The following is a 20,415-nucleotide window of genomic DNA, read 5'->3' on the forward strand; positions in this document are numbered from 1 at the left end:
CTCTCACAACCGCTGGACCTGCTCAAAGGGCTCCAGTCACGTGCCCCGCAACGCCATCCATGATGGCGGGCTTCGGTTCGATCGCGACGTAACTGGGCCGCCGGCAGGCAACGGCCTACCGGCGGCCCAGCCGCATTCGCTGTCAGACGTAGATGAAAGCGATACCGTTACTGGTGCCGCCCGCTGTCGTGGCAGTGATCTGCACCGTCCCGGCCGACTCCCCCGGGGCGACGGCGGTGATCTGGGTGGCGGAGTCGACACTGAACGAAGTCGCCGGTGTACCACCGAAACTCACCGCCGTCGCACCTGTCAGGTCCGTCCCGGTCAGTACGACGGTCGTGCCACCAGCGACCGGCCCGGTGTTCGGCACCGCCACGGTCAGGGTAGGAACCGCAGCGTAGGTGAAGGAGACACCATCGACTGTTCCACCCGCGGTGGTGACGGTGACCAGCACGGTCCCGGCCGACCCGGCAGGGGTCACCGCGGTGATCTGGGTAGCGGAGTCGACACTGAACGAAGTCGCCGGTGTACCACCGAAATTCACCGCAGTCGCACCTGTCAGGTCCGTCCCGGTCAGTACCACGCTCGTCCCACCAGCGACCGGGCCGGTGTTCGGCACCGCCACGGTCAGGGTAGGAACCGCGACGTAGGTGTAGGCGACACCGTTGCTGGTTCCACCCGCGGTGGTGACGGTGACCAGCACAGTCCCCGCCGTCCCGGCGGGGACAACCGCCGTGATCTGGGTCGCGGAGTCGACGGCGAACGACGCCGGTGTCCCACCGAAACTGACCCCGGTGGCTCCGGTGAGGGCCGTTCCTGTCAGGGTGACGGTGGTCCCACCGGCCACCGGCCCCGAGTTGGGAACGACGGCGGTCAGCGTGGGCACCGCGGCAAAGGTGAAGGAGACACCATCACCGGTACCACCAGCGGTGGTGACGGTGACCAGGACCGTCCCCGCCGTCCCAGCAGCGGTGACCGCCGTGATCTGAGTGGCGGAGTCGACGCTGAACGAGGTCGCGGGTGTCCCACCGAAACTGACCCCGGTGGCTCCGGTGAGTGCCGTTCCTGTCAGGGTGACGGTGGTCCCACCGGCCACCGGCCCTGAACTGGGAACTATGGCAGTCAGGGCAGGTATCGCGATGTAGGTGTAGGCGACGCCGTTGCTGGTTCCACCCGCTGTCGTGACAGTGACCAGGACCGTCCCGGCGGACCCTGCGGGGGCGACGGCGGTGATCTGAGTGGCGGAGTCGACGATGAACGAAGTCGACGGTGTACCACCGAAACTCACCACGGTCGCACCGGTCAGGTTCGTCCCGGTCAGCACGACTGTCGTTCCGCCGGTCACCGATCCTGATGCGGGGGTGATCGTGGTCAAAGTGGGCACAGCGACATAGGTGTAGGCGACACTGTTGCTGGTTCCACCCGCTGTCGTGACGGTGACCTGTACTGTCCCCGCCGACCCGGCCGGGGTGACCGCCGTGATCTGGGTGGCGGAGTCAACCGTGAACGAAGTCGCCGGTGTCCCACCGAAACTCACCACGGTCGCACCCGTCAGGTTCGTCCCGGTCAGCACGACCGTCGTTCCGCCGGTCACCGATCCGACATTGGGCACGATCGTGGTCAAAGTGGGCACAGCGACATAGGTGTAGGCGACGCCGTTGCTGGTTCCACCCGCTGTCGTGACAGTGACCAGGACCGTCCCGGCGGACCCTGCGGGGGCGACGGCAGTGATCTGAGTGGCGGAGTCAACTGTGAACGAAGTCGCCGGTGTCCCACCGAAACTCACCGCCGTCGCACCGGTCAGGGCCGTGCCGGTAAGAACGACCGTCGTCCCGCCGGTCACCGGACCTGCATTGGGCACCACTGTGGTCAAAGTGGGCACAGCGACATAGGTGAACGCGACACCGTTGCTCGTTCCACCCGCTGTCGTGACAGTAACCAGCACGGTCCCGGCGGACCCAGCGGGGGCGACGGCAGTGATCTGAGTGGCGGAGTCAACTGTGAACGAAGTCGCCGGCGTACCACCGAAACTCACCGCAGTCGCACCCGTCAGGTTCGTCCCGGTCAGCACGACTGTCGTTCCGCCTGTCACCGATCCGACATTGGGCACGATCGTGGTCAAAGTGGGCACAGCGACATAGGTGAACGCGACACCGTTGCTCGTTCCACCCGCTGTCGTAACGGTCACCAGGACCGTCCCCGCCGACCCGGCCGGGGTGACCGCCGTGATCTGAGTGGCGGAGTCAACCGTGAACGAAGACGCCGGCGTACCACCAAAACTCACCACCGTCGCACCCGTCAGGGCCGTGCCGGTAAGAACGACCGTCGTTCCGCCCGTCACCGGACCTGCATTGGGCACCACTGTGGTCAAAGTGGGCACAGCGACATAGGTGTAGGCGACACCGTTGCTGGTTCCACCCGCTGTCGTGACAGTGACCAGCACGGTCCCGGCTGTTCCGGCCGGAGCCACGGCAGTGATCTGGGTGCCGGAGTCCACCGTGAACGAAGACGCCGGCGTCCCACCGAAACTCACCACCGTCGCACCCGTCAGGGCCGTGCCGGTAAGAACGACCGTCGTCCCGCCCGTCACCGATCCGACATTGGGCACGATCGTGGTCAAAGTGGGCACAGCGACATAGGTGAACGCGACACCGTTGCTCGTTCCACCCGCTGTCGTGACAGTAACCAGCACGGTCCCCGCCGATCCGGCCGGGGTGACCGCCGTGATCTGAGTGGCGGAGTTCACCGTGAACGACGTCGCCGGCGTCCCACCGAAACTCACCACCGTCGCACCCGTCAGGTTCGTCCCGGTCAGCACGACCGTCGTTCCGCCCGTCACCGATCCGACATTGGGCACCACTGTGGTCAAAGTGGGCACAGCGACATAGGTGTAGGCGATACCGTTGCTGGTTCCACCCGCGGTGGTGACGGTCACCAGCACGGTCCCGGCCGAATGGGCCGGAGCCACAGCAGTGATCTGAGTGGCGGAGTTCACCGTGAACGAAGACGCCGGCGTCCCACCAAAACTCACCACCGTCGCACCCGTCAGGTTCGTCCCGGTAAGAACGACCGTGGTCCCACCCGTCACCGATCCTGATGCGGGGGTAATGCTGGTCAGCGTCGGCACAGCGACGTAGGTGTAGGCGACACCGTTGCTCGTTCCACCCGCTGTCGTGACAGTAACCAGCACAGTCCCGGCCGAATGGGCCGGAGCCACAGCAGTGATCTGAGTGGCGGAGTTCACCGTGAACGAAGACGCCGGCGTCCCACCAAAACTCACCACCGTCGCACCCGTCAGGTTCGTCCCGGTAAGAACGACCGTGGTCCCACCCGTCACCGATCCTGATGCGGGGGTAATGCTGGTCAGCGTCGGCACAGCGACGTAGGTGTAGGCGACACCGTTGCTCGTTCCACCCGCTGTCGTGACAGTAACCAGCACAGTCCCGGCCGAATGGGCCGGAGCCACAGCAGTGATCTGAGTGGCGGAGTTCACCGTGAACGACGTCGCCGGCGTCCCACCGAAACTCACCACCGTCGCACCCGTCAAATTCGTCCCGGCAAGAACGACCGTGGTTCCGCCGGTCACCGATCCTGAGGTGGGGGTAATGCTCGTCAGTGTGGGCACCGCGGCGTAGGTGTAGGTGACACCGTTGCTGGTTCCGCCCGAGCCGGTGACCGTGACCTGCACCGTCCCGGCCGCATGGGCTGGGGCGACGGCGGTGATCTGGGTGGCGGAGTTCACGGTGAATATCGTTGCGGTCGTGCCGAATCGGACGGTCAACGGGCCGGTGAATCCGGTGCCGGTGATCGTCACGTTGTTCCCGCCCGCAGTGGGTCCGGCGGTCGGGGAGATGGAGGTGATGGTCGGAACGACGACATAGATGTAGGTAACCGGGTTGCTGGTGCCACCTGGCCCGGTCACGGTGACGGTGACGATCCCGGTGCCCGCGGGGGTTACAGCGGTGATCTGCGTGTTGGAGTTGACCGTGAACGAGGTCGCGGGTGTGCCACCGAAATTCACTGCGGTGACTCCCGTCAGGCCCGACCCGGTGAGCGTGACTGTCGTTCCGCCCGCAGTGGACCCCTGGCTGGGGCTGATGCTGCTCAACGTGGGAACCGCGAGATAGGTGTAGGGCACACCATTGCTGGTGCCCGCCGAGGTGGTAACAGTGACCTGTACGGTACCGACTGATCCGGCAGGGGCGATCGCCGTGATCTGCGTCGGTGAATCCAGGGTGAAAGTCGTTGCCGTAGTACCGAATCGCACGGTAGTCGGACCGGTGAACCCGGTACCGGTGATCGTGACGCTTGTTCCCCCGGTCGTGGGTCCCGAGGTCGGGGAGATCGAGGTGATGGTAGGCACGATGCTTGCCTCCTTGCTGCTGTGTAATTCCTCTAGTGCCCCCGGGCGGTTGCCCGAGTTGCTGTGGCGGCCCGCAACTTCCATTAACGTCCTTGAAACAGGCGATGGACCGGCCCGAGGGGTTCGTTTTCGTTCGTTATCGGATTCCCGCCGCCTGTCGAAGATCTGGAGACTCCCGGTCGGGTCGGCAACCCCCCTACCCGACCTGAGCCGATCGCCGTGATCACGAGCACCGCCGCAGCCGTTGGATATAACGCCGCATCGGCACCCTCGAGACATGCGCCACAACGGTTCTCGTCACTGATGCGATGACTCACCGGCGACGCTCTGATGCGATCACCGCGCAGGTCCGTCCGCGCCACCGCCGGCACCGAATCACCCTGGTCGCGGCTTACCGTCGGGGGATCTGCAGCAGTCGGTCGGTTACATCGACGGGAGGCAAGGTCTACGTGTGAAAACGGACGAAAACGGATCGGAGATTCATTGCTCTGCAACAACGTAGAGGGCTTACTGGAAGCAACCATCCGGTTGCAGTCGGGGAATCATCATCGCGGCAAAGGAGGCGCGTCATGCCTACCATCACCTCCCGCTCTCCGACCTTGTGGAACACGTCGGGAGACGCGAACGTTCCGTGATGGGTACCGGCTTCGCCGTTTCTTGATCGGGCGATCCGGTACTGCCGCGACCACCTACACCATCGACTCGGATACGCAGGTCACGGCGATCGCGCCTGCCGGTACGGTGCAGGTCATTGCCACCCCTCGGAGAGACCCGGCAACATTGTCTGTTAGGTTCCCATACCCGCTTTGAACAGCACCATCCAAGGGGCTGCCGCAGCCGGCGCTACGACCAGCCGCACCGGGATCGGCCCGTCGACCGCCACTGCGCTCACTTTCGTCGGCAGCATTGCGGCTACCTCGCTATACATCGACCCGGACACGCGGCGTTGCGCTCGCCCCAGCAGGGAGGGGACGGCACAGCGCACCGTGGCCACGGCGGGCGGGAGCGGTAACAGCCTCTGCTGCACTGGTGTCCGAGTGGTCGGGGCGGTCACCGGACAGCGTTGCCGACCGTGCGAGCCGCGGTTGTAAATCGAGTCGCCGCCACCAGGGCGGTGGTTTCAGGGGTAAGGGGGTTTCATTGGCTACCGTTCTGAAGATGCTGCTGGCGGAGCAGCATCTCAAGAGCCATTCGGATTTCCTGGCCGCGTACGATAGGTGCGCCGCGCAACTCGATCCTCCCATCCCACCTGGTTACGGGCCAGCGAAGACACAGTTCTACCAGTGGCTTTCGGGCGGGATGGTCGGGCTTCCGCGCGACTACCATTGCCGGGTACTGGTCCGGATGTTCCCTGGCTGGACGATCGAGAGATTGTTTCAGATGGCAGATGCCGCACCGGTCGCCGTTCGCGGGCACGAGTTGGATTCTCCCGGAACCGACATCGAGCTCGAAGCATTTCTCGGGGCTGAGATGATCACCAGCGGGATTACTCTCGTGTACCCGACGTTCGAGCTACCGCTGCGGCCTGTGCAAGCATTCGGTGCGGCCGAGGCTCCCTATCCGTGCGCATTCGGGAAGGTCCGCGCAGTTGCGGCTGATCATCGCTCGGATGTGCTGGCTGCCTTACCGGAGAAGGAAGTTCGCGGACTGCTATACGTGTTCTCTGCGCTGCGGCGCCACACTGGTCTTTTGACTGAAATCCGGAGCGACCGGGACGTCGTTGCGCACGGCGACCGCCCCTATATCAGTTTTGGACTGACTTGCAACGACTGCACACGTATGTACCTCGAAAGCGTCGATCGTCCGCTTTTCACTCTCAATGGCAGTGGTGCTGAAGACGGTTCCCGTTCAGAGCAGTTGGAGTTGACCGACGGTAGCCGGTATGGCTCGAGCGGAGATCACAGCATCGGCGTCATCGCGCGGGTGCGACCGAGCCCGGACCTGCACCCCGACCGATACTGGATATTCTGCGCGGGCTTAGGCCCGCGTGGCACCACCGGGGCGAGCTGGTATCTCGCCAACTCCTGGAGTCCCTTGCAGCGACGTGCCGGTGATCGCGAGTTCGTCGCAGTGGTCGGTGTCGATGAGGACTCCGACGACACGGCCCGCTTGGAGCATCTGCTGATCGAATCGGCATCATGACATCCACCCCCTATTGCCGTTGTGCTAACCCGTTTTCCCGCAGGGTAAGGCTGCCGGCGTGATTGATGCGTCGGCGCTGGCGGCGGAATCGACGACGACCCGGACCTCGAGATCCGCACGCAGGCGAGGTCATTCAACCACTGGCTGTTCCTTTCCATGCCTGTTGCCCCCGATCAGCATTCGACGACGTTGACCGAGACGTTGACGGCGAGCCCGCCCATGGACGTCTCCTTGTACTTCGAGCTCATGTCCAGCCCGGTCGCGCGCATCGTCTCGATCACCTGGTCGAGGCTGACACGATGAGTTCCGTCGCCGCGCAACGCCATTCGGGCGGCATTTATGGCCTTGCCCGCCGAGATCGCGTTCCGTTCGATGCACGGGATCTGGACGAGCCCGCCGATGGGGTCGCACGTCAGGCCCAGGCTGTGCTCCATGGCGATCTCCGCGGCATTCTCCACCTGCGCCGGCGTGCCGCCGAGGATCTCCGCGAGCCCCGCCGCCGCCATCGAGGCGGCGGACCCAACCTCACCCTGGCACCCGACCTCGGCGCCCGAAATCGAGGCGCGCTCCTTGTAGAGGGACCCGACCGCACCCGCCGCCAGCAGGAAACGAATAGCCGTGCCGTCCGGATCGGACTTGCCCATGGGCGTGTAGTGGGTGGCATAGTGCAGCACCGCAGGAATGATCCCGGCCGCACCGTTCGTGGGAGCGGTGACGATCCGTCCCCCGGAGGCGTTCTCCTCGTTGACCGCCAGGGCCACCAGATTGACCCAGTCCTCGGCAAAGGCAGGGTCCCGGTTGGGATCCTCGCTACGTAGACGTTCGTACCAGTCGCGGGCCCGACGCCGGACGTGCAGTCCACCCGGCAGGTAACCCATCCGCGAAATACCCAGCTCGAAGCACTCCACCAGCACGTCCCTGATGTGCAGCAACTGGCTGCGCACCTCGCACTCGGGCCTGGCCGCACGTTCGTGCTCGAGCATCACGTCGCCGATCGAGATCCCGTGGTGCTCGGTGATCTCCAGCAACTCCTTCGCGGAACCGAACGAGAGCGCCAGCGGGTCCGTCGGCGCCGGCGCCTCCGTCTCGAACTCAGTGACCACGAAGCCCCCGCCGATGGAGTAGTAGGTCTCCCGCAGCAGTTCCTGCCCGCCGTCGTCGGTCGCGGCGACGGTCATCGCGTTCGGATGAAAGTCCCGAACGGTCAACGGATGCAGCACGATCTCGTCTTCGGCGAGCTCGATCTCCCGGACGCCGCCCAGCATGATCCGACGGGTCTCCCGCAACGTCGCGAGGCGACGGTCCTTCTCCTGCGTCTCGATAGTCTCCGGCCGGTACCCCTCCAGCCCGAGCAGGATCGCGGAGAAGGTGCCGTGGCCGGCGCCGGTGGCCGCGAGCGATCCGTAGAGATCGATGCGGATACCGGCGACGGCATCGAGCACACCGCGGGAAGCGAGGGCCTCGGCGAACCTCCCGCCCGCCCGCATCGGGCCGACGGTGTGTGAACTGGACGGACCGATGCCGACCGTGAAGAGGTCGAACACGCTGATGGTCATGAGTCGAGGTCCTTCCGGATCATCGCAGCGAGTGCCGCAGCGCAGCAAGGAGCGGACGTCAGGGCCGCGACGGGCAGCGCAGCCATGCTCTACAGCTCCGGGTAGAGGGGGTACTTGTCGGCGAGTGTGCGCACGTCGGTCGCCAGCGCCGACACGTCCGCCTCCGGCGCCGCGATCAACGCCCGGGCGATGAGGTCGGCGACCTTCTCGAAGTCCCCGGCGTCGAAACCCCTGGCAGCCAGGGCCGGGGTGCCGATTCGCAGCCCCGAGGTCACCATCGGCGGACGCGGATCGAACGGCACCGCGTTGCGATTGACCGTGATTCCGATCGCGTCGAGGCGATCCTCCGCCTGCTGGCCGTCGATCTCCGCGTCCCGCAGGTCGACCAGGACCAGGTGCACGTCGGTCCCGCCGGTCAGCACGGAAATGCCGGCGCCCTTCACGTCCGGTTGACTCAACCGCTCCGCAAGGATCTTGGCGCCGTCGAGGCAACGCTGCTGCCGCTCGGCGAACTCGGGCTGGGCGGCCATCTTGAATGCGGTCGCCTTACCTGCGATGACGTGCTCGAGCGGCCCACCCTGCTGGCCGGGGAACACCGCCGAGTTGATCTTCTTCGCGATGTCGGCCTCGTTGGTGAGGATGATGCCGCCGCGCGGTCCGCCGAGCGTCTTGTGGGTCGTCGAGGTGACGACGTGCGCGTGCGGCACCGGTGACGGGTGCAGCCCGGCCGCGACGAGCCCGGCGAAGTGGGCCATGTCCACCATCAGGTAGGCGCCGACCTCGTCCGCGATCTCGCGGAAGCGGGCGCAGTCCAGATGCCGGGGGTAGGCCGACCAGCCGGCGATGATCAGCCGCGGCTTGTGCTCGCGTGCCGCCCTGGCCACCTCGTCCATGTCGATGAGGTAGTCGCTGTCCGAAACCCCGTACGCCGCAACGTTGTACAGCTTCCCGGAGAAGTTCAGCCGCATGCCGTGCGTGAGGTGTCCGCCGTCGGCGAGGGACAGGCCGAGGATGGTATCGCCCGGCTCGAGCAGCGCGTGCATCACCGACGCGTTCGCCGTGGCTCCGGAGTGCGGCTGCACGTTGGCGAACTTCGCGCCGAAGAGTGCCTTGATTCGGTCGATGGCGAGCTGCTCGATCCCGTCGACGTGCTCGCACCCGCCGTAGTACCGGCGCCCCGGGTAGCCCTCGGCGTATTTGTTGGTCAGCACCGAACCCTGCGCCTGCATGACGGCGATCGGAGCGTGGTTCTCGGAGGCGATCATCTCGAGCCCGGTGCGCTGACGCTCGAGCTCCCTTCCGATGAGGGCGGCGACGTCGGGATCGAAATCCGCGAGGGTCTGGTCCAGGACGCTCATGCTGTGTCCTTTCTGGCATGAGCGGGGGCGCTGCGTGGTTACACTCCGCTGCCGCCTCCGCGCCTGACCGCTCATGCCACGACTCCGTTCTTCTCTGCGTACTGGGCGGCGGTCAACAGGTCACCGGCGGCGGAGGGCTGCACGGCGAACAGCCAGCCCTGCCCGTAGGGGTCGGAGGTGACCAGACTCGGGTCGTCGACGACAGCGCTGTTGACCAGGGTCACACGGCCGCTGACCGGCGGGTACAGCTCGGAGACGGTCTTGGTGGACTCGACCTCACCGCAGCTCTCGCCGGCGACTATGGTGGCGCCGACCTCGGGCAGGTCCACGAAGACCAGCTCGCCGAGCGAGTTGACGGCGATCGAGGTGATGCCGACTCGGACGGGGTAGTCGGGGAGCTCGGCTCCCGGTGTGATGGCCACCCACTCGTGGTCGTCGGTGTAGCTGCGGTCGTTGGGCAGATCGAATGAGGACATGCTTGTACCTTCTCGAGGGCTCTTGTTGGTGACTGGGTAGGTCAATAGTGTTCGAGCGCTGCGTGTTCGAGCGCGAAGTGTTCGAGCGCTCCGGCTTCAGGAGCGGCGATAGAAGGGCGAGGGAGTGACCACGAAGGGTTCCTTCTTGCCGCGGACGTCGACGGTCAGCTCCGTCCCGGACTCCTGCAGAGCCGCATCCACGAAGGCGAGCGCGACCGGGTAGCCGAGCGTCGGCGAGAGCGCACCAGAGGTGACGACACCGACTGCCGTCTCGCCCGCCGCGTCGTACACGGTGTAGTCGGCGCGGGCCGCTCGCCGGCTGGTGCCCTTCAGTCCCACCAGCACCCGCTCGATGGGCCGCTCCGAGAGTTCCTGCAGCGCATCGCGTCCCACGAACTCCTTGCCCAACCGGACCACCTTGCCGAGTCCGGCCTCGTAGGGGTTGGTGTCCAGGGTCAGCTCGTGGCCGTAAAGCGCCATGCCCGCCTCGAGCCGCAGGGTGTCGCGGCAGGCGAGACCGGCCGGCACACCGCCACGGGCCGCGGTCGCGTCGAGCAGTGCCCGCCACAGGCGCACCGCCTGCTCGTTGGGCACGTACAGCTCGAAGCCGTCCTCGCCGGTGTACCCGGTGCGGGCGAGCAGCACGTCGATGTCGGCGACCGATGCGGGGGTGACCGCGTAGTACCCGAGCTCCGTCACGGCTGCGACCTGCCCGTCGGGCACGAGTGCCTGCACGATGTCCTGGGCGGCCGGACCCTGCACGGCGATCAGCGCGGTCTGCGCCGACTGGTCGTCGACCTCGGCATCGAATCCCGCTGCGCGCGAGACGAGTTCACGTGCCACCGTCGACGCGTTGGACGCGTTGGCCACGACCAGGAAGTAGTCGTCGGCGAGCCGGTAGACGACCAGGTCGTCGATCACTCCGCCGTCGGCGTTGCACAGCAGCGAGTACTTGGCTCGCCCGATGCCGATCTTGGAGAGTTCGCCGACAAGCGCGTAGTCGAGCAGCGCACCGGCGGCGGGGCCGGTGATCGCGATCTCGCCCATGTGCGAGAGGTCGAAGAGCCCGGCAGTGCTGCGCACGGCTCGGTGCTCGGCGAGCTCGCTGTCGTACTTGAGTGGCATCTGCCAGCCGGCGAAGTCGGTGAAGCTGGCCTCGAGGTTGGCGTGCTCTTCGAGCAGTGGAGATGCGGGGGATGTCGAGACGGACGAACCGGTGCTCATGCCTCCGCCTCGCTGACGCTCGGCTCCGGCATGACCACCGCGGGTGGCTGTGTCGGATGCTCGCTCGCTACGCTCGCTCATGCCTCCGCTTCGCTCCGGCACGAGCGAGTGCTCGGCTGTGCCTATGGTTCGCTCGCTACGCTCGCTCATGCGAAAACCTCCTCGCGGGAGTCGGCGTTCGCCGAGGTGTCGGTGACGTTCTGGCTGGTCGGGGTTTCGAATGCCTCGGGTGTCGGGCAGGAGCAGACGAGGTTGCGGTCCCCGTGTACCCCGTCGATCCGACGTACCGGTGGCCAGTACTTCGCGGCGCGCAAGGAGGCGACGGGGAAGGCGGCCAGGTGGCGGGGGTAGGGCAGCGTCCACTCGTCGGCAGTGACCTGTTCCGCGGTGTGCGGCGCCTGACGCAGCGGGCTCCGCTCGACCGGCCACACCCCGTCACCGACCAGGTCGATCTCCTGCCGGATCGCGACCATCGCCTGGATGAACCGGTCCAGCTCGGCCAGGTCCTCCGACTCCGTCGGTTCGACCATCAGGGTGCCGGTCACCGGGAAGGACAGGGTCGGCGCGTGGAATCCGTAGTCGATCAGTCGCTTTGCCACGTCCTCGGCGGTCACACCTGTCTCCTTGGTGATGGCGCGCAGGTCGAGGATGCACTCGTGCGCCACCAGACCCGACGGTCCGGTGTAGAGCACCGGGAAGTGCGCGTCGAGCGACTTCGCGACGTAGTTGGCCGCCAGCACCGCGGCCTCGGTGGCGCTGGTCAGGCCGTCCGGGCCCATCAGCGCGAGGTACGCCCAGGTGATCGGCAGGATGCCGGCCGAGCCGTAGTTCGCGGCCGAGACCGGGGCTCCCCCGTCGCCGCTGCCGAGTGGGTCCCCGGGCAGGAACGGGGCCAGATGCTCGCGCACCGCGACCGGTCCGACGCCGGGTCCGCCGCCGCCGTGCGGGATGCAGAAGGTCTTGTGCAGGTTCAGGTGTGAGACGTCGCCACCGAACTTGCCCGGCTGGGCCAGGCCGACCAGCGCATTGAGGTTCGCGCCGTCGACATACACCTGACCGCCGGCCTGGTGCACCAGGTCGCAGACCGTGCGCACGTCGTTCTCGTACACACCGTGAGTGGAGGGGTAGGTGAGCATGATCGCGGCGACCTTGCCCTCGTGGACCGCAATCTTGGCGCGCAGATCGTCGATGTCGATATTGCCGTTGGTCGCGGTGGCCACCACGACCACCTGCATCCCGGCCAGGACCGCCGAGGCGGCGTTGGTTCCGTGTGCGGACTGCGGGATGAGACAGATGTTGCGGCCGCTCTCGCCGCGGGACTCGTGGTATCCGTGGATCGCCAACAGCCCGGCCAGCTCGCCCTGAGATCCGGCGTTGGGCTGCAACGAGACTCGGTCGTATCCGGTGATCTCCCCGAGCCACCGCTCGAGGTCGCCGATCAGCTCCAGGTACCCGCCGGTCTGCTCGGAGGGCGCGTAGGGGTGGATGCCGGCGAATCCGGGCCAGCTGATGGGCTCCATCTCCACCGCGGAGTTCAGCTTCATCGTGCACGACCCCAGCGGGATCATGGTGCGGTCCAGGGCGAGATCCTTGTCCGAGAGCTTCCGAAGGAACCGCAGCATCGCGGTTTCCGAACGGTGCTCGTGGAACACCGGATGCTGCAAGAACTTCGAGGTGCGGTCGAGCTCGGTCGGCAGCCCGGAGACCGCGGTCGGCGTTGCCGTCACCGTCGCGCCGAAGGCGGCCACGACGCGACGCACCACGTCATCGGTGGTGCACTCGTTGCAGGAGATGCCGACGTGGTCGTCGTCCACCAGGCGCAAGTTGATGCCGAGGCGATCGGCGTTGGCGACGAACTCCCTTGCCTGATCCGGCACCCGGACCTGCACGGTGTCGAAGAAGCGGTTGTGCACGATCTGGTGGCCGGCTGCCCGCAGGCTCTCGGCAATCGCCACGGCATGGCGGTGGACGCGGGTTGCGATGGCGCGCAGACCTTCCGGACCGTGGTACGCCGCGTACATGGCGGCCACGTTGGCGAGCAGTGCCTGCGCGGTGCAGATGTTGCTGGTCGCCTTGTCGCGGCGGATGTGCTGTTCGCGGGTCTGCAGCGCGAGCCGGTAGGCGGGCGCTCCCTCGACGTCGACGGAGACCCCGACCAGGCGGCCCGGGAGCATGCGCTCGAGCCCGGTGCGCACGGCCATGTAGCCGGCGTGCGGGCCGCCGAAGAACAGCGGCACGCCGAAGCGCTGCGCGGATCCGACCGCGATGTCGGCGCCCTGTTCTCCGGGCGGCGTCAAGATCGTCAACGCGAGCAGGTCAGCGGCCACCGTGGTCAGCGCGCCGCGCTCGCCCGCGGCCGCGATCAGCGGCGACAGGCCGCGCACGGCGCCGCTCGCGCCCGGCGCCTGGAACACCACACCGAATGCGTCACCGTCGGGCAATTCACTGGAGAGATCCGCGACCAGCACCTCGATGCCGACCGACTTGGCACGCCCCTGGACGACCGCGAGGGTCTGCGGCAGGCAGTCCGCGTCGACGATCACCCGGTTCGTGGCGGACTTGGACTTGTTGGCCCGCCGCATGAGCAGCACGGCCTCCATCACGGCGGTGGCCTCGTCCAGCAGGGAGGCCCCGGCCAGGGGGAGCGCGGTGAGATCCTCGATCAACGTCTGGAAGGTCAGCAACGCTTCGAGCCGACCCTGGGAGATCTCCGGCTGATAGGGCGTGTAGGCGGTGTACCAGGCCGGCGATTCGAGCAGGTTTCGCCGCAAAACCGCAGGTGTGACGGTGTCGTGGTAGCCGAGACCGATCATCTGGACACGCGTCTGATTGCGGTCGGCGAGGGCGCGCAGGTCGGCGAGGACCTGCGGCTCGCTCCGGGCCGCCGGCAGGTCCATGGCTTTCTCGCTGCGGATCTGGTCCGGCACCGCTGCGTCGATCAGCTCATCGAGCGTCTCGTAGCCGAGTGCCTCGAGCATGTGCTGTGCTGCGGACGCGTCGGGACCGATGTGGCGCGAGGGAAAGTCGCTGGTAGAGGGCCCACCAGTGGGGGCAATGCGGGTTTCAACTGGCACGAGGTGACTCCGGTTTCGCTATGTCCGGACCGCACCGGACATCGACTGAGGGACACCTCCCCGCTCTGTCCTGAAACCTGAGAGTTTGGGCATTGCCGCAGCTACGGCGTTGCTCTTCACCTTCGGTAAGTACCGGCCTGCGGCCGTTCCTGTTCTCCAGAGTTGCCTCGGCGCTGCGGTACTGGGGCCTGAGAGATTCCCGGGGAGGAAGTTGCTCCTACGGCGCCTCGGAGTTCAGAAGTCTGAAACTCGGAGGTTCTCCCGCTGCGCGTCATCGGCGTTTTCAGTTGTGATTCGCAGAACAGTACACACTCCCCCGAGGTTTGTCTGCCACCACCTCCTCGGGACCACTCGACCGCGCCACCCTTGCCAAAACGCGTCAGCGTTTGGCATCCTCGGTCTGGAACTCGCTCAGCTGTGACCGCACACACCGAGCATTCGGCGTCCAGATACCAAGTCCCGCAAAGGTATCGAGGGCCTGCCTCCTCTCCCCCGCTGACACCGCTTCCTGCGAGCGCTGCTCGGCCATGACCGTGCGGGTCTGATATCACCGGCGACTTTGCGTCGCCGCACAGCAGCCGGAGCCTGCAAGCGAGAATTCGCCAGCTCCGGCTATCGAAGGAGTTCCCATGAGCGTCTCACCCCACCCCTCCCCCCTCGCCCCGGACGGGCGTCGACTGCTTCGGCTCGAGGTTCGCAACGCCCGGACTCCAGTCGAACGCAAGCCGCCGTGGATGAAGGTGCGGATGCGCACCGGAGCCGAGTACCGAGCGCTCGCCGCCCTCGTCGAACGCGAGAACCTGCATACCGTCTGCCAGGAGGCGGGGTGCCCCAACATCTTCGAGTGCTGGGAGGACCGCGAGGCGACCTTCCTGATCGGCGGGGACCAGTGCACGCGGCGCTGCGACTTCTGCCAGATCGACACGGGCAAACCCGCCGATCTCGACCTCGACGAACCGCGACGGGTCGGCGAGTCGGTGAGCGCGATGGGTCTGCGGTACGCCACGGTGACCGGCGTCGCTCGCGACGATCTACCGGACGGCGGCTCCTGGCTGTATGCCGAAACGGTGCGCCAGATTCGCCAGCAGAGCCCGGGCACCGGCGTAGAACTGTTGATTCCGGACTTCAACGCGGATCCCGGACAACTGCGTGAGGTCTTCGACACCCGTCCAGAAGTGCTGGCGCACAACGTCGAGACCGTTCCACGCGTGTTTCGCCGGATCCGGCCCGCCTTCACCTATGCGCGGTCCCTCGAGGTGATCACCCGGGCCAGGACGGACGGTCTGATCACGAAGTCGAACCTCATCCTCGGACTGGGCGAGACCACCGACGAGGTGATCCAGGCACTGCGGGACCTGCACGACGCGGGCTGCCAGCTGGTCACGATCACCCAGTACCTGCGGCCGTCGTCCCGGCACCATCCCGTCGAGCGGTGGGCCGAGCCCGAGGAGTTCGCGCACCTCGAGCAGGTGGCCCGCGAGATCGGATTCCTCGGCGTCATGTCGGGTCCACTGGTCCGGTCCTCCTACCGCGCAGGCCGCCTGCATGCCGAGGCGACGACCGCCTCCGATTCCCGGTAGATCCACGAAATGCCTTCATCCACACAGCTTTCACATTCCACACAAGGAGTATTCACATGACCTCACGATCCGCAGACGTGGTCGTTCTCGGCGGCGGTTCCGGCGGGTACGCCGCCGCCATCCGCTCGGCCGAACTCGGCCGCTCGGTCATCCTCGTCGAGGAGAACGAGCTCGGTGGCACCTGCCTGCACCGCGGGTGCATTCCCACCAAGGCGCTACTGCATGCCGCCGAGGTGGCCGACAACGCCCGCACGGCTTCGCAATTCGGCGTCGATGCGTCGTTCGGCGGCGTCGACGTCGAGAAGGTGCTCAGCTACAAGGACACCATCGTCACCCGGTTACACAAGGGCCTGCAGGGCCTGATCGATTCGTACGGCATCAAGGTGGTCAACGGCCGCGGCCGGTTCGTCGCACCGAACGGCGTCGAGGTCGACGGCGAGTTGATCACCGGCACCGACGTGATCCTCGCGACCGGGTCGTACCCCAAGCCGCTGCCCGGGATCAGCATCGGCGGCCGGGTGATCACCAGCGACCAGGCCCTGACCCTGTCCGAGGTCCCCGCCAAGGCCGTGATCCTCGGCGGCGGCGTCATCGGCGTCGAGTTCGCCAGTGTCTGGGCGTCCTTCGGCGCCTCGGTGACGATCGTCGAGGCGCTGCCGCGGCTGGTCCCGAACGAGGACGAGGCGCTCTCGAAGTACCTCGAACGGGCCTTCCGGCGGCGCAAGATCACCGCCAAGACGGGCGCCCGGGTGACCGAGGTGGCGCAGGACGACGACGGCGTGCGCGTCACCCTCGCGTCCGGCGACGTCCTCGATGCCGACGTCGTGCTGGTCGCGGTGGGTCGAGGTCCGAACACCGCGGCGACGGGCTACGAGGAGGCGGGCATCGTCCTCGACCGCGGCTTCGTCACCACCGACGAGCGACTGCGCACCGCGCTCCCGAACGTGTACGCGGTCGGCGATATCGTGCCCGGACTCCAGTTGGCCCACCGCGGATTCCAGCAGGGCATCTTCGTCGCCGAGGAGATCGCGGGCCTGAGCCCCGACCCGATCGACGAGACCGGCATCCCCCGCGTGACGTACTCACACCCCGAGGTGGCCTCGGTCGGCCTGACCGAGGCCACGGCACGGGGGGCGTTCGGCGAGGACATCAAAACCATGACCTACGACCTCGCGGGCAACGGCAAGAGCCAGATCCTCGGGACATCGGGAGCAGTCAAACTCGTAGTGGCGCCGGATGATTCGGTGATCGGCGTGCACATGGTCGGCGATCGGGTCGGCGAGCTGATCGGCGAGGCACAGATGCTCTACAACTTGAAGGCGAATGCGGGCGAGGCCGCAAAGTTCGTGCATGCCCATCCCACGCAGGGCGAGGCGCTGGGCGAGGCGTTGCTGGCCGTCTCCGGCAAGCCCCTGCATGTACACGGGTAGCCCCCTACCACCCCAATGAGGGGACCCTTCCGCCGGTCAGACCGACTGCAGGGTCCCCGCACCATGCGTTCAGCGGCCGACCGGGTCGTACAGGCCGAGCCGGACGGCCTTGACCAGCTTTGGATGAGATCGTTGCGGCGCGGCTGAGTGGTGGCCCCGGATCGCGGGTGGATGATCCACACGGGCTACTTTCGATGTCTACTCGGAGCGAATCGAGAGCAGCTCGGCGGCCCGCACGGCCAGCCATAGCTCTGCCAGTGAGTTCGTGTCCGCCACGTCGCGGTCGGTGAGCGCCTCCACCTTCCGGATTCTGTACATCACCGTCTGCCGGTGGATGTGCATGGCCTGCGCAGTCCGCTGCCACGACCGCTGGTTCTGCAAGAATGTGTAGAGGGTTTCGACGAGTTGCGACTGGTGCTTCTCGTCGTAGTCCAGGACCGGCCGCAGGATGCGGTCGACCAGGGTCTGCGCATCGGCCACGTCGGACAGGCCGATCCAGGGTACGGCGCTGCCGTACCGAGACACGACGGTTCCCCGGCGTTCCGCGATCGACAACGCCCAGGAAGCTTCCCGAGCCGCATCCTGAAACCTGCTGAGCGAACTGATTGTCCCGCTTACTCCGATCCGGGCGGTCGGGCCGAGCGCTCGGATCAGCACGGCGTCGGTGTCGGGGCCATCGGGTACCAGAACATGGGCTGTGTCCATGCGGAGCCGGCACAGATAGGGCAGCGAACGCCGCCACAACGAATTGTGCAGGTCCAGCATGCGATTCGTGTCGTCGCTGCGGGCGGCGACGAGCACCGCGGACGCCGGATCCAGGCCGACTTCGGCGAGTTGATCGGCTACGGCGGGAATGTCCGTCCGCCCTTCGAGCATCTGAGTGAGCAATCCCGACTTGTAGCGCCGCTCGTGTTCGAGCATGAGCCGTGTCTGGGAGAGCTCGATCGCTACGACGGTGGCCGCATGCTGGAGTTGGATCGGGTCGACGCCGACCTTCGGATCGCTGAGCGCGACCAATGCGGCCTCCGCGTGCCGAGGGATGTCGGTGAGCATGGCCGCGCGGTCACCGATGGACGGAAGGCCATATGCTCCACCGGCCACGTTCTTCGACGACTCCGACAATGTCGCGATGGCGTCGCTGACCGTCGGATCCAGCGGCGGCGAGTCCGGGAACCACGGCTCGCCGGTTGCGCGTTCGCATACCTGGATCTCACATCCCAGCTCGCGCGCCAGCGCGGACAGTAGGGCTGCTGGGTCGGCGCCGTGCGCGGTGCGGCGGCGGATCAGGTCATACATCCGGACCGTGCGACTCAGCCGCTGCGACTGGTCGAGGAGGGTGGCCTCCGCGACGGCCCGCGAGATGGCGACGAAGGGCAGCGGATACCGGATCCACAACACCGGAAACCCCAGCTCGTCACTGATCGTCGAAATCGCCTTGGTGAGCGGCGGGCAGTACATGTTCTCGCCGATGCCGAGGCCGACCACTCCTTTCGCGGCGAGCTGTCGCACCAGGTCGACCTGTGCTTTCGCTGATTTCGGAAACGACATACCGTTGGTCATCAGCAACTCGCCGCCGGTCACCCAGCGCCAGGGTTCGGGGAGATCGGTGACATGTGTCCACGCGACTTCACGCCCGAGACCTGCCGCTCCCGAGTGCACATCGAGTCGAAGGTGCGGGATCTCCGCGAGCTCGCCGATAGTGATTGCCACAATCGCATCTTAAGCGCTGGCGACCAAGCGGTTTGTGCGATCGAATAGAACAGATCGATCAGTTTTGCGTCTTTGCTACTCGCGCACAGGCATGGGTCCGAGGCAGTCTGATTGGACGTCAGCACTCTGCGCGCCATGTATCAACGCAGCCCAGGAGCCGCAATGGCCAGTACCGGTCGTCTCACCATATTCGTCGCAAGCTTCGTCGACCCAGGGTGATTCCGGCCGCCAGGATCATCTGCGGCGGACGTATCTGGTGTTGACCTTGGTGAGCTTGCGCGCAGGGCGTCCGCCGATGGGTGTCCGCATCGGACCTTCCTCGCACCGAAAACCCCGGGCCGTCATCCCTCTTTGATCCACGACACCGAACACAGGAGACAACCGACATGCCTCAGCCCAAAGACACCCTCGTCGGTGCAGTTCCCGCCACCGAGGTTCCCCGTTTCGCTGGAAAGGGCACCTTCGCCCGCATTGCCGACATCCATGAGGTGCACGACTACGACATCGCCATCCTCGGAGTGCCGTTCGACGGGGGCACCTCGTACCGCCCCGGCGCCCGGTTCGGCCCGCTCGCCGTCCGTCAGGCCGCCCGGGCTTTGCGCCCCGGCTACCACGTCGAACTCGGTCTCGCGCCGCTCGAAGAGGTCCAGGTCGTCGACGCCGGCGACATCACGGTCACCCCGTACGACATCGCCGAGGCCTGCAAGCAGATCGAGGACCATGCCAGCGAGATCCTCCGCGGCGGGGACCGCAGGATCGTCTCGATCGGTGGTGACCACACCATCGCCCTGCCGAATCTTCGTGCGCTGCATGCAAAGCACGGCCCGGTCGCCCTGCTGCACTTCGACGCCCACCTCGACACGTGGGACACCTACTTCAATGCTCCGGTAACCCACGGGACGATCTTCCGCCGCGCCTTCGAAGAGGGGCTGTTGATCGAGGACCACTCGATTCATGTGGGCATCCGCGGGCCGATCTACGACCAGGCGGACCTCAACGACGACGCGCGCATGGGATTCCGGATCATCCGCGCCGGCGACCTCGACGTCATGGGCATCGAGGCGGCCGTCGACGTCGTGCGCCGGCGCATCGGTGACGTACCGGTGTACGTCTCCATCGACATCGACGTGCTCGACCCGGCGTTCGCACCGGGCACCGGCACGCCCGAGGCCGGCGGGCTCACCTCGCGGGAGTTGCTGCGGATGCTCCGCCAGCTGACGGGTCTGAACATTATCGGCGCCGATGTCGTCGAGGTCGCCCCCGCCTACGACCACGCCGAGATCACCTGCGTTGCGGCCGCCACGCTGGTGTTCGACCTGGTCTCGCTGATGGTGTCCGGTTCGGCCGCGAAGGCCGTCGCCGCCGCCGAGTCACTCGAGGAGACCACGCTCTCGAGATAACCGAAGTCCACCCGGGGCCGTCGTGATCCGTCCCTGGCCCAGGGACTCTCGTGGCGCGCGGTCGGAATGATCCGAGCGGTCGCCCCTGCGGCGGGTCACCCG

The 20,415-nt window shown here is 66.6% G+C and carries 11 protein-coding genes and 1 riboswitch; of the genes, 4 read left to right on the forward strand and 7 right to left on the reverse strand.

What is annotated here, in order from left to right:
• Positions 1 to 142: 142 nt before the first annotated feature.
• Positions 143 to 4,363: a beta strand repeat-containing protein gene (locus ACQP1G_RS36895; RefSeq protein ID WP_433194296.1), complete on the reverse strand. Its 4,221-nt coding sequence runs from the start codon at positions 4,361 to 4,363 to the stop codon at positions 143 to 145.
• Positions 4,364 to 5,521: 1,158 nt separating this feature from the next.
• Here ACQP1G_RS36895 and ACQP1G_RS36900 point away from each other — a divergent pair.
• The gene (locus tag ACQP1G_RS36900; protein WP_433194297.1) at positions 5,522 to 6,505 is read left to right on the forward strand and encodes a hypothetical protein; all 984 of its coding nucleotides are present in this window, start codon (positions 5,522 to 5,524) and stop codon (positions 6,503 to 6,505) included.
• A gap of 173 nt (positions 6,506 to 6,678) precedes the next feature.
• Here the strand turns inward: ACQP1G_RS36900 and ACQP1G_RS36905 are convergent, their stop codons facing one another.
• From ACQP1G_RS36905 to gcvP, 5 genes are all read right to left on the reverse strand, one after another.
• Positions 6,679 to 8,061: an L-serine ammonia-lyase gene (locus tag ACQP1G_RS36905; protein WP_433194298.1), complete on the reverse strand. Its 1,383-nt coding sequence runs from the start codon at positions 8,059 to 8,061 to the stop codon at positions 6,679 to 6,681.
• Positions 8,062 to 8,150: 89 nt separating this feature from the next.
• Positions 8,151 to 9,419 (reverse strand): serine hydroxymethyltransferase, encoded by a 1,269-nt coding sequence (gene glyA, locus ACQP1G_RS36910; RefSeq protein ID WP_433194299.1) that lies wholly within the window; start codon positions 9,417 to 9,419, stop codon positions 8,151 to 8,153.
• Positions 9,420 to 9,490: 71 nt separating this feature from the next.
• Complete coding sequence (gcvH, locus tag ACQP1G_RS36915) at positions 9,491 to 9,895, reverse strand: glycine cleavage system protein GcvH (protein ID WP_433194300.1); 405 nt, start codon at positions 9,893 to 9,895, stop codon at positions 9,491 to 9,493.
• Between the two features lie 96 nt (positions 9,896 to 9,991).
• Positions 9,992 to 11,119, reverse strand: a complete 1,128-nt coding sequence (gcvT, locus tag ACQP1G_RS36920; protein WP_433194301.1) for a glycine cleavage system aminomethyltransferase GcvT — start codon at positions 11,117 to 11,119, stop codon at positions 9,992 to 9,994.
• 146 nt (positions 11,120 to 11,265) lie between these two features.
• The gene (gene gcvP / locus ACQP1G_RS36925) at positions 11,266 to 14,193 is read right to left on the reverse strand and encodes an aminomethyl-transferring glycine dehydrogenase (RefSeq protein WP_433194302.1); all 2,928 of its coding nucleotides are present in this window, start codon (positions 14,191 to 14,193) and stop codon (positions 11,266 to 11,268) included.
• 166 nt (positions 14,194 to 14,359) lie between these two features.
• Positions 14,360 to 14,467: riboswitch (glycine riboswitch) on the reverse strand.
• A gap of 355 nt (positions 14,468 to 14,822) precedes the next feature.
• On the opposite strand from gcvP, the gene lipA reads away from it, so the two are divergent.
• A complete protein-coding gene (lipA, locus tag ACQP1G_RS36930; protein ID WP_433194303.1) occupies positions 14,823 to 15,773 on the forward strand; it encodes a lipoyl synthase in 951 nt (316 codons plus the stop codon).
• A 56-nt stretch (positions 15,774 to 15,829) separates the two neighbouring features.
• Entirely contained in the window at positions 15,830 to 17,203 is a 1,374-nt protein-coding gene (gene lpdA / locus ACQP1G_RS36935) for a dihydrolipoyl dehydrogenase (RefSeq protein WP_433194304.1), read from the forward strand.
• Between the two features lie 198 nt (positions 17,204 to 17,401).
• On the opposite strand, the gene ACQP1G_RS36940 is transcribed toward lpdA, so the two are convergent.
• Positions 17,402 to 18,913 (reverse strand): PucR family transcriptional regulator, encoded by a 1,512-nt coding sequence (locus tag ACQP1G_RS36940; protein ID WP_433194305.1) that lies wholly within the window; start codon positions 18,911 to 18,913, stop codon positions 17,402 to 17,404.
• 386 nt (positions 18,914 to 19,299) lie between these two features.
• Here ACQP1G_RS36940 and speB point away from each other — a divergent pair, with 386 nt between their 5' ends.
• On the forward strand, positions 19,300 to 20,313 hold the full coding sequence (gene speB / locus ACQP1G_RS36945; RefSeq protein ID WP_433194306.1) for an agmatinase: 1,014 nt from the start codon (positions 19,300 to 19,302) through the stop codon (positions 20,311 to 20,313).
• The last annotated feature ends 102 nt before the right edge of the window (positions 20,314 to 20,415 follow it).

It is taken from the genome of Nocardia sp. CA-107356, from assembly GCF_050946365.1.
In the GTDB taxonomy this organism is placed as follows: Bacteria; Actinomycetota; Actinomycetes; order Mycobacteriales; family Mycobacteriaceae; genus Nocardia.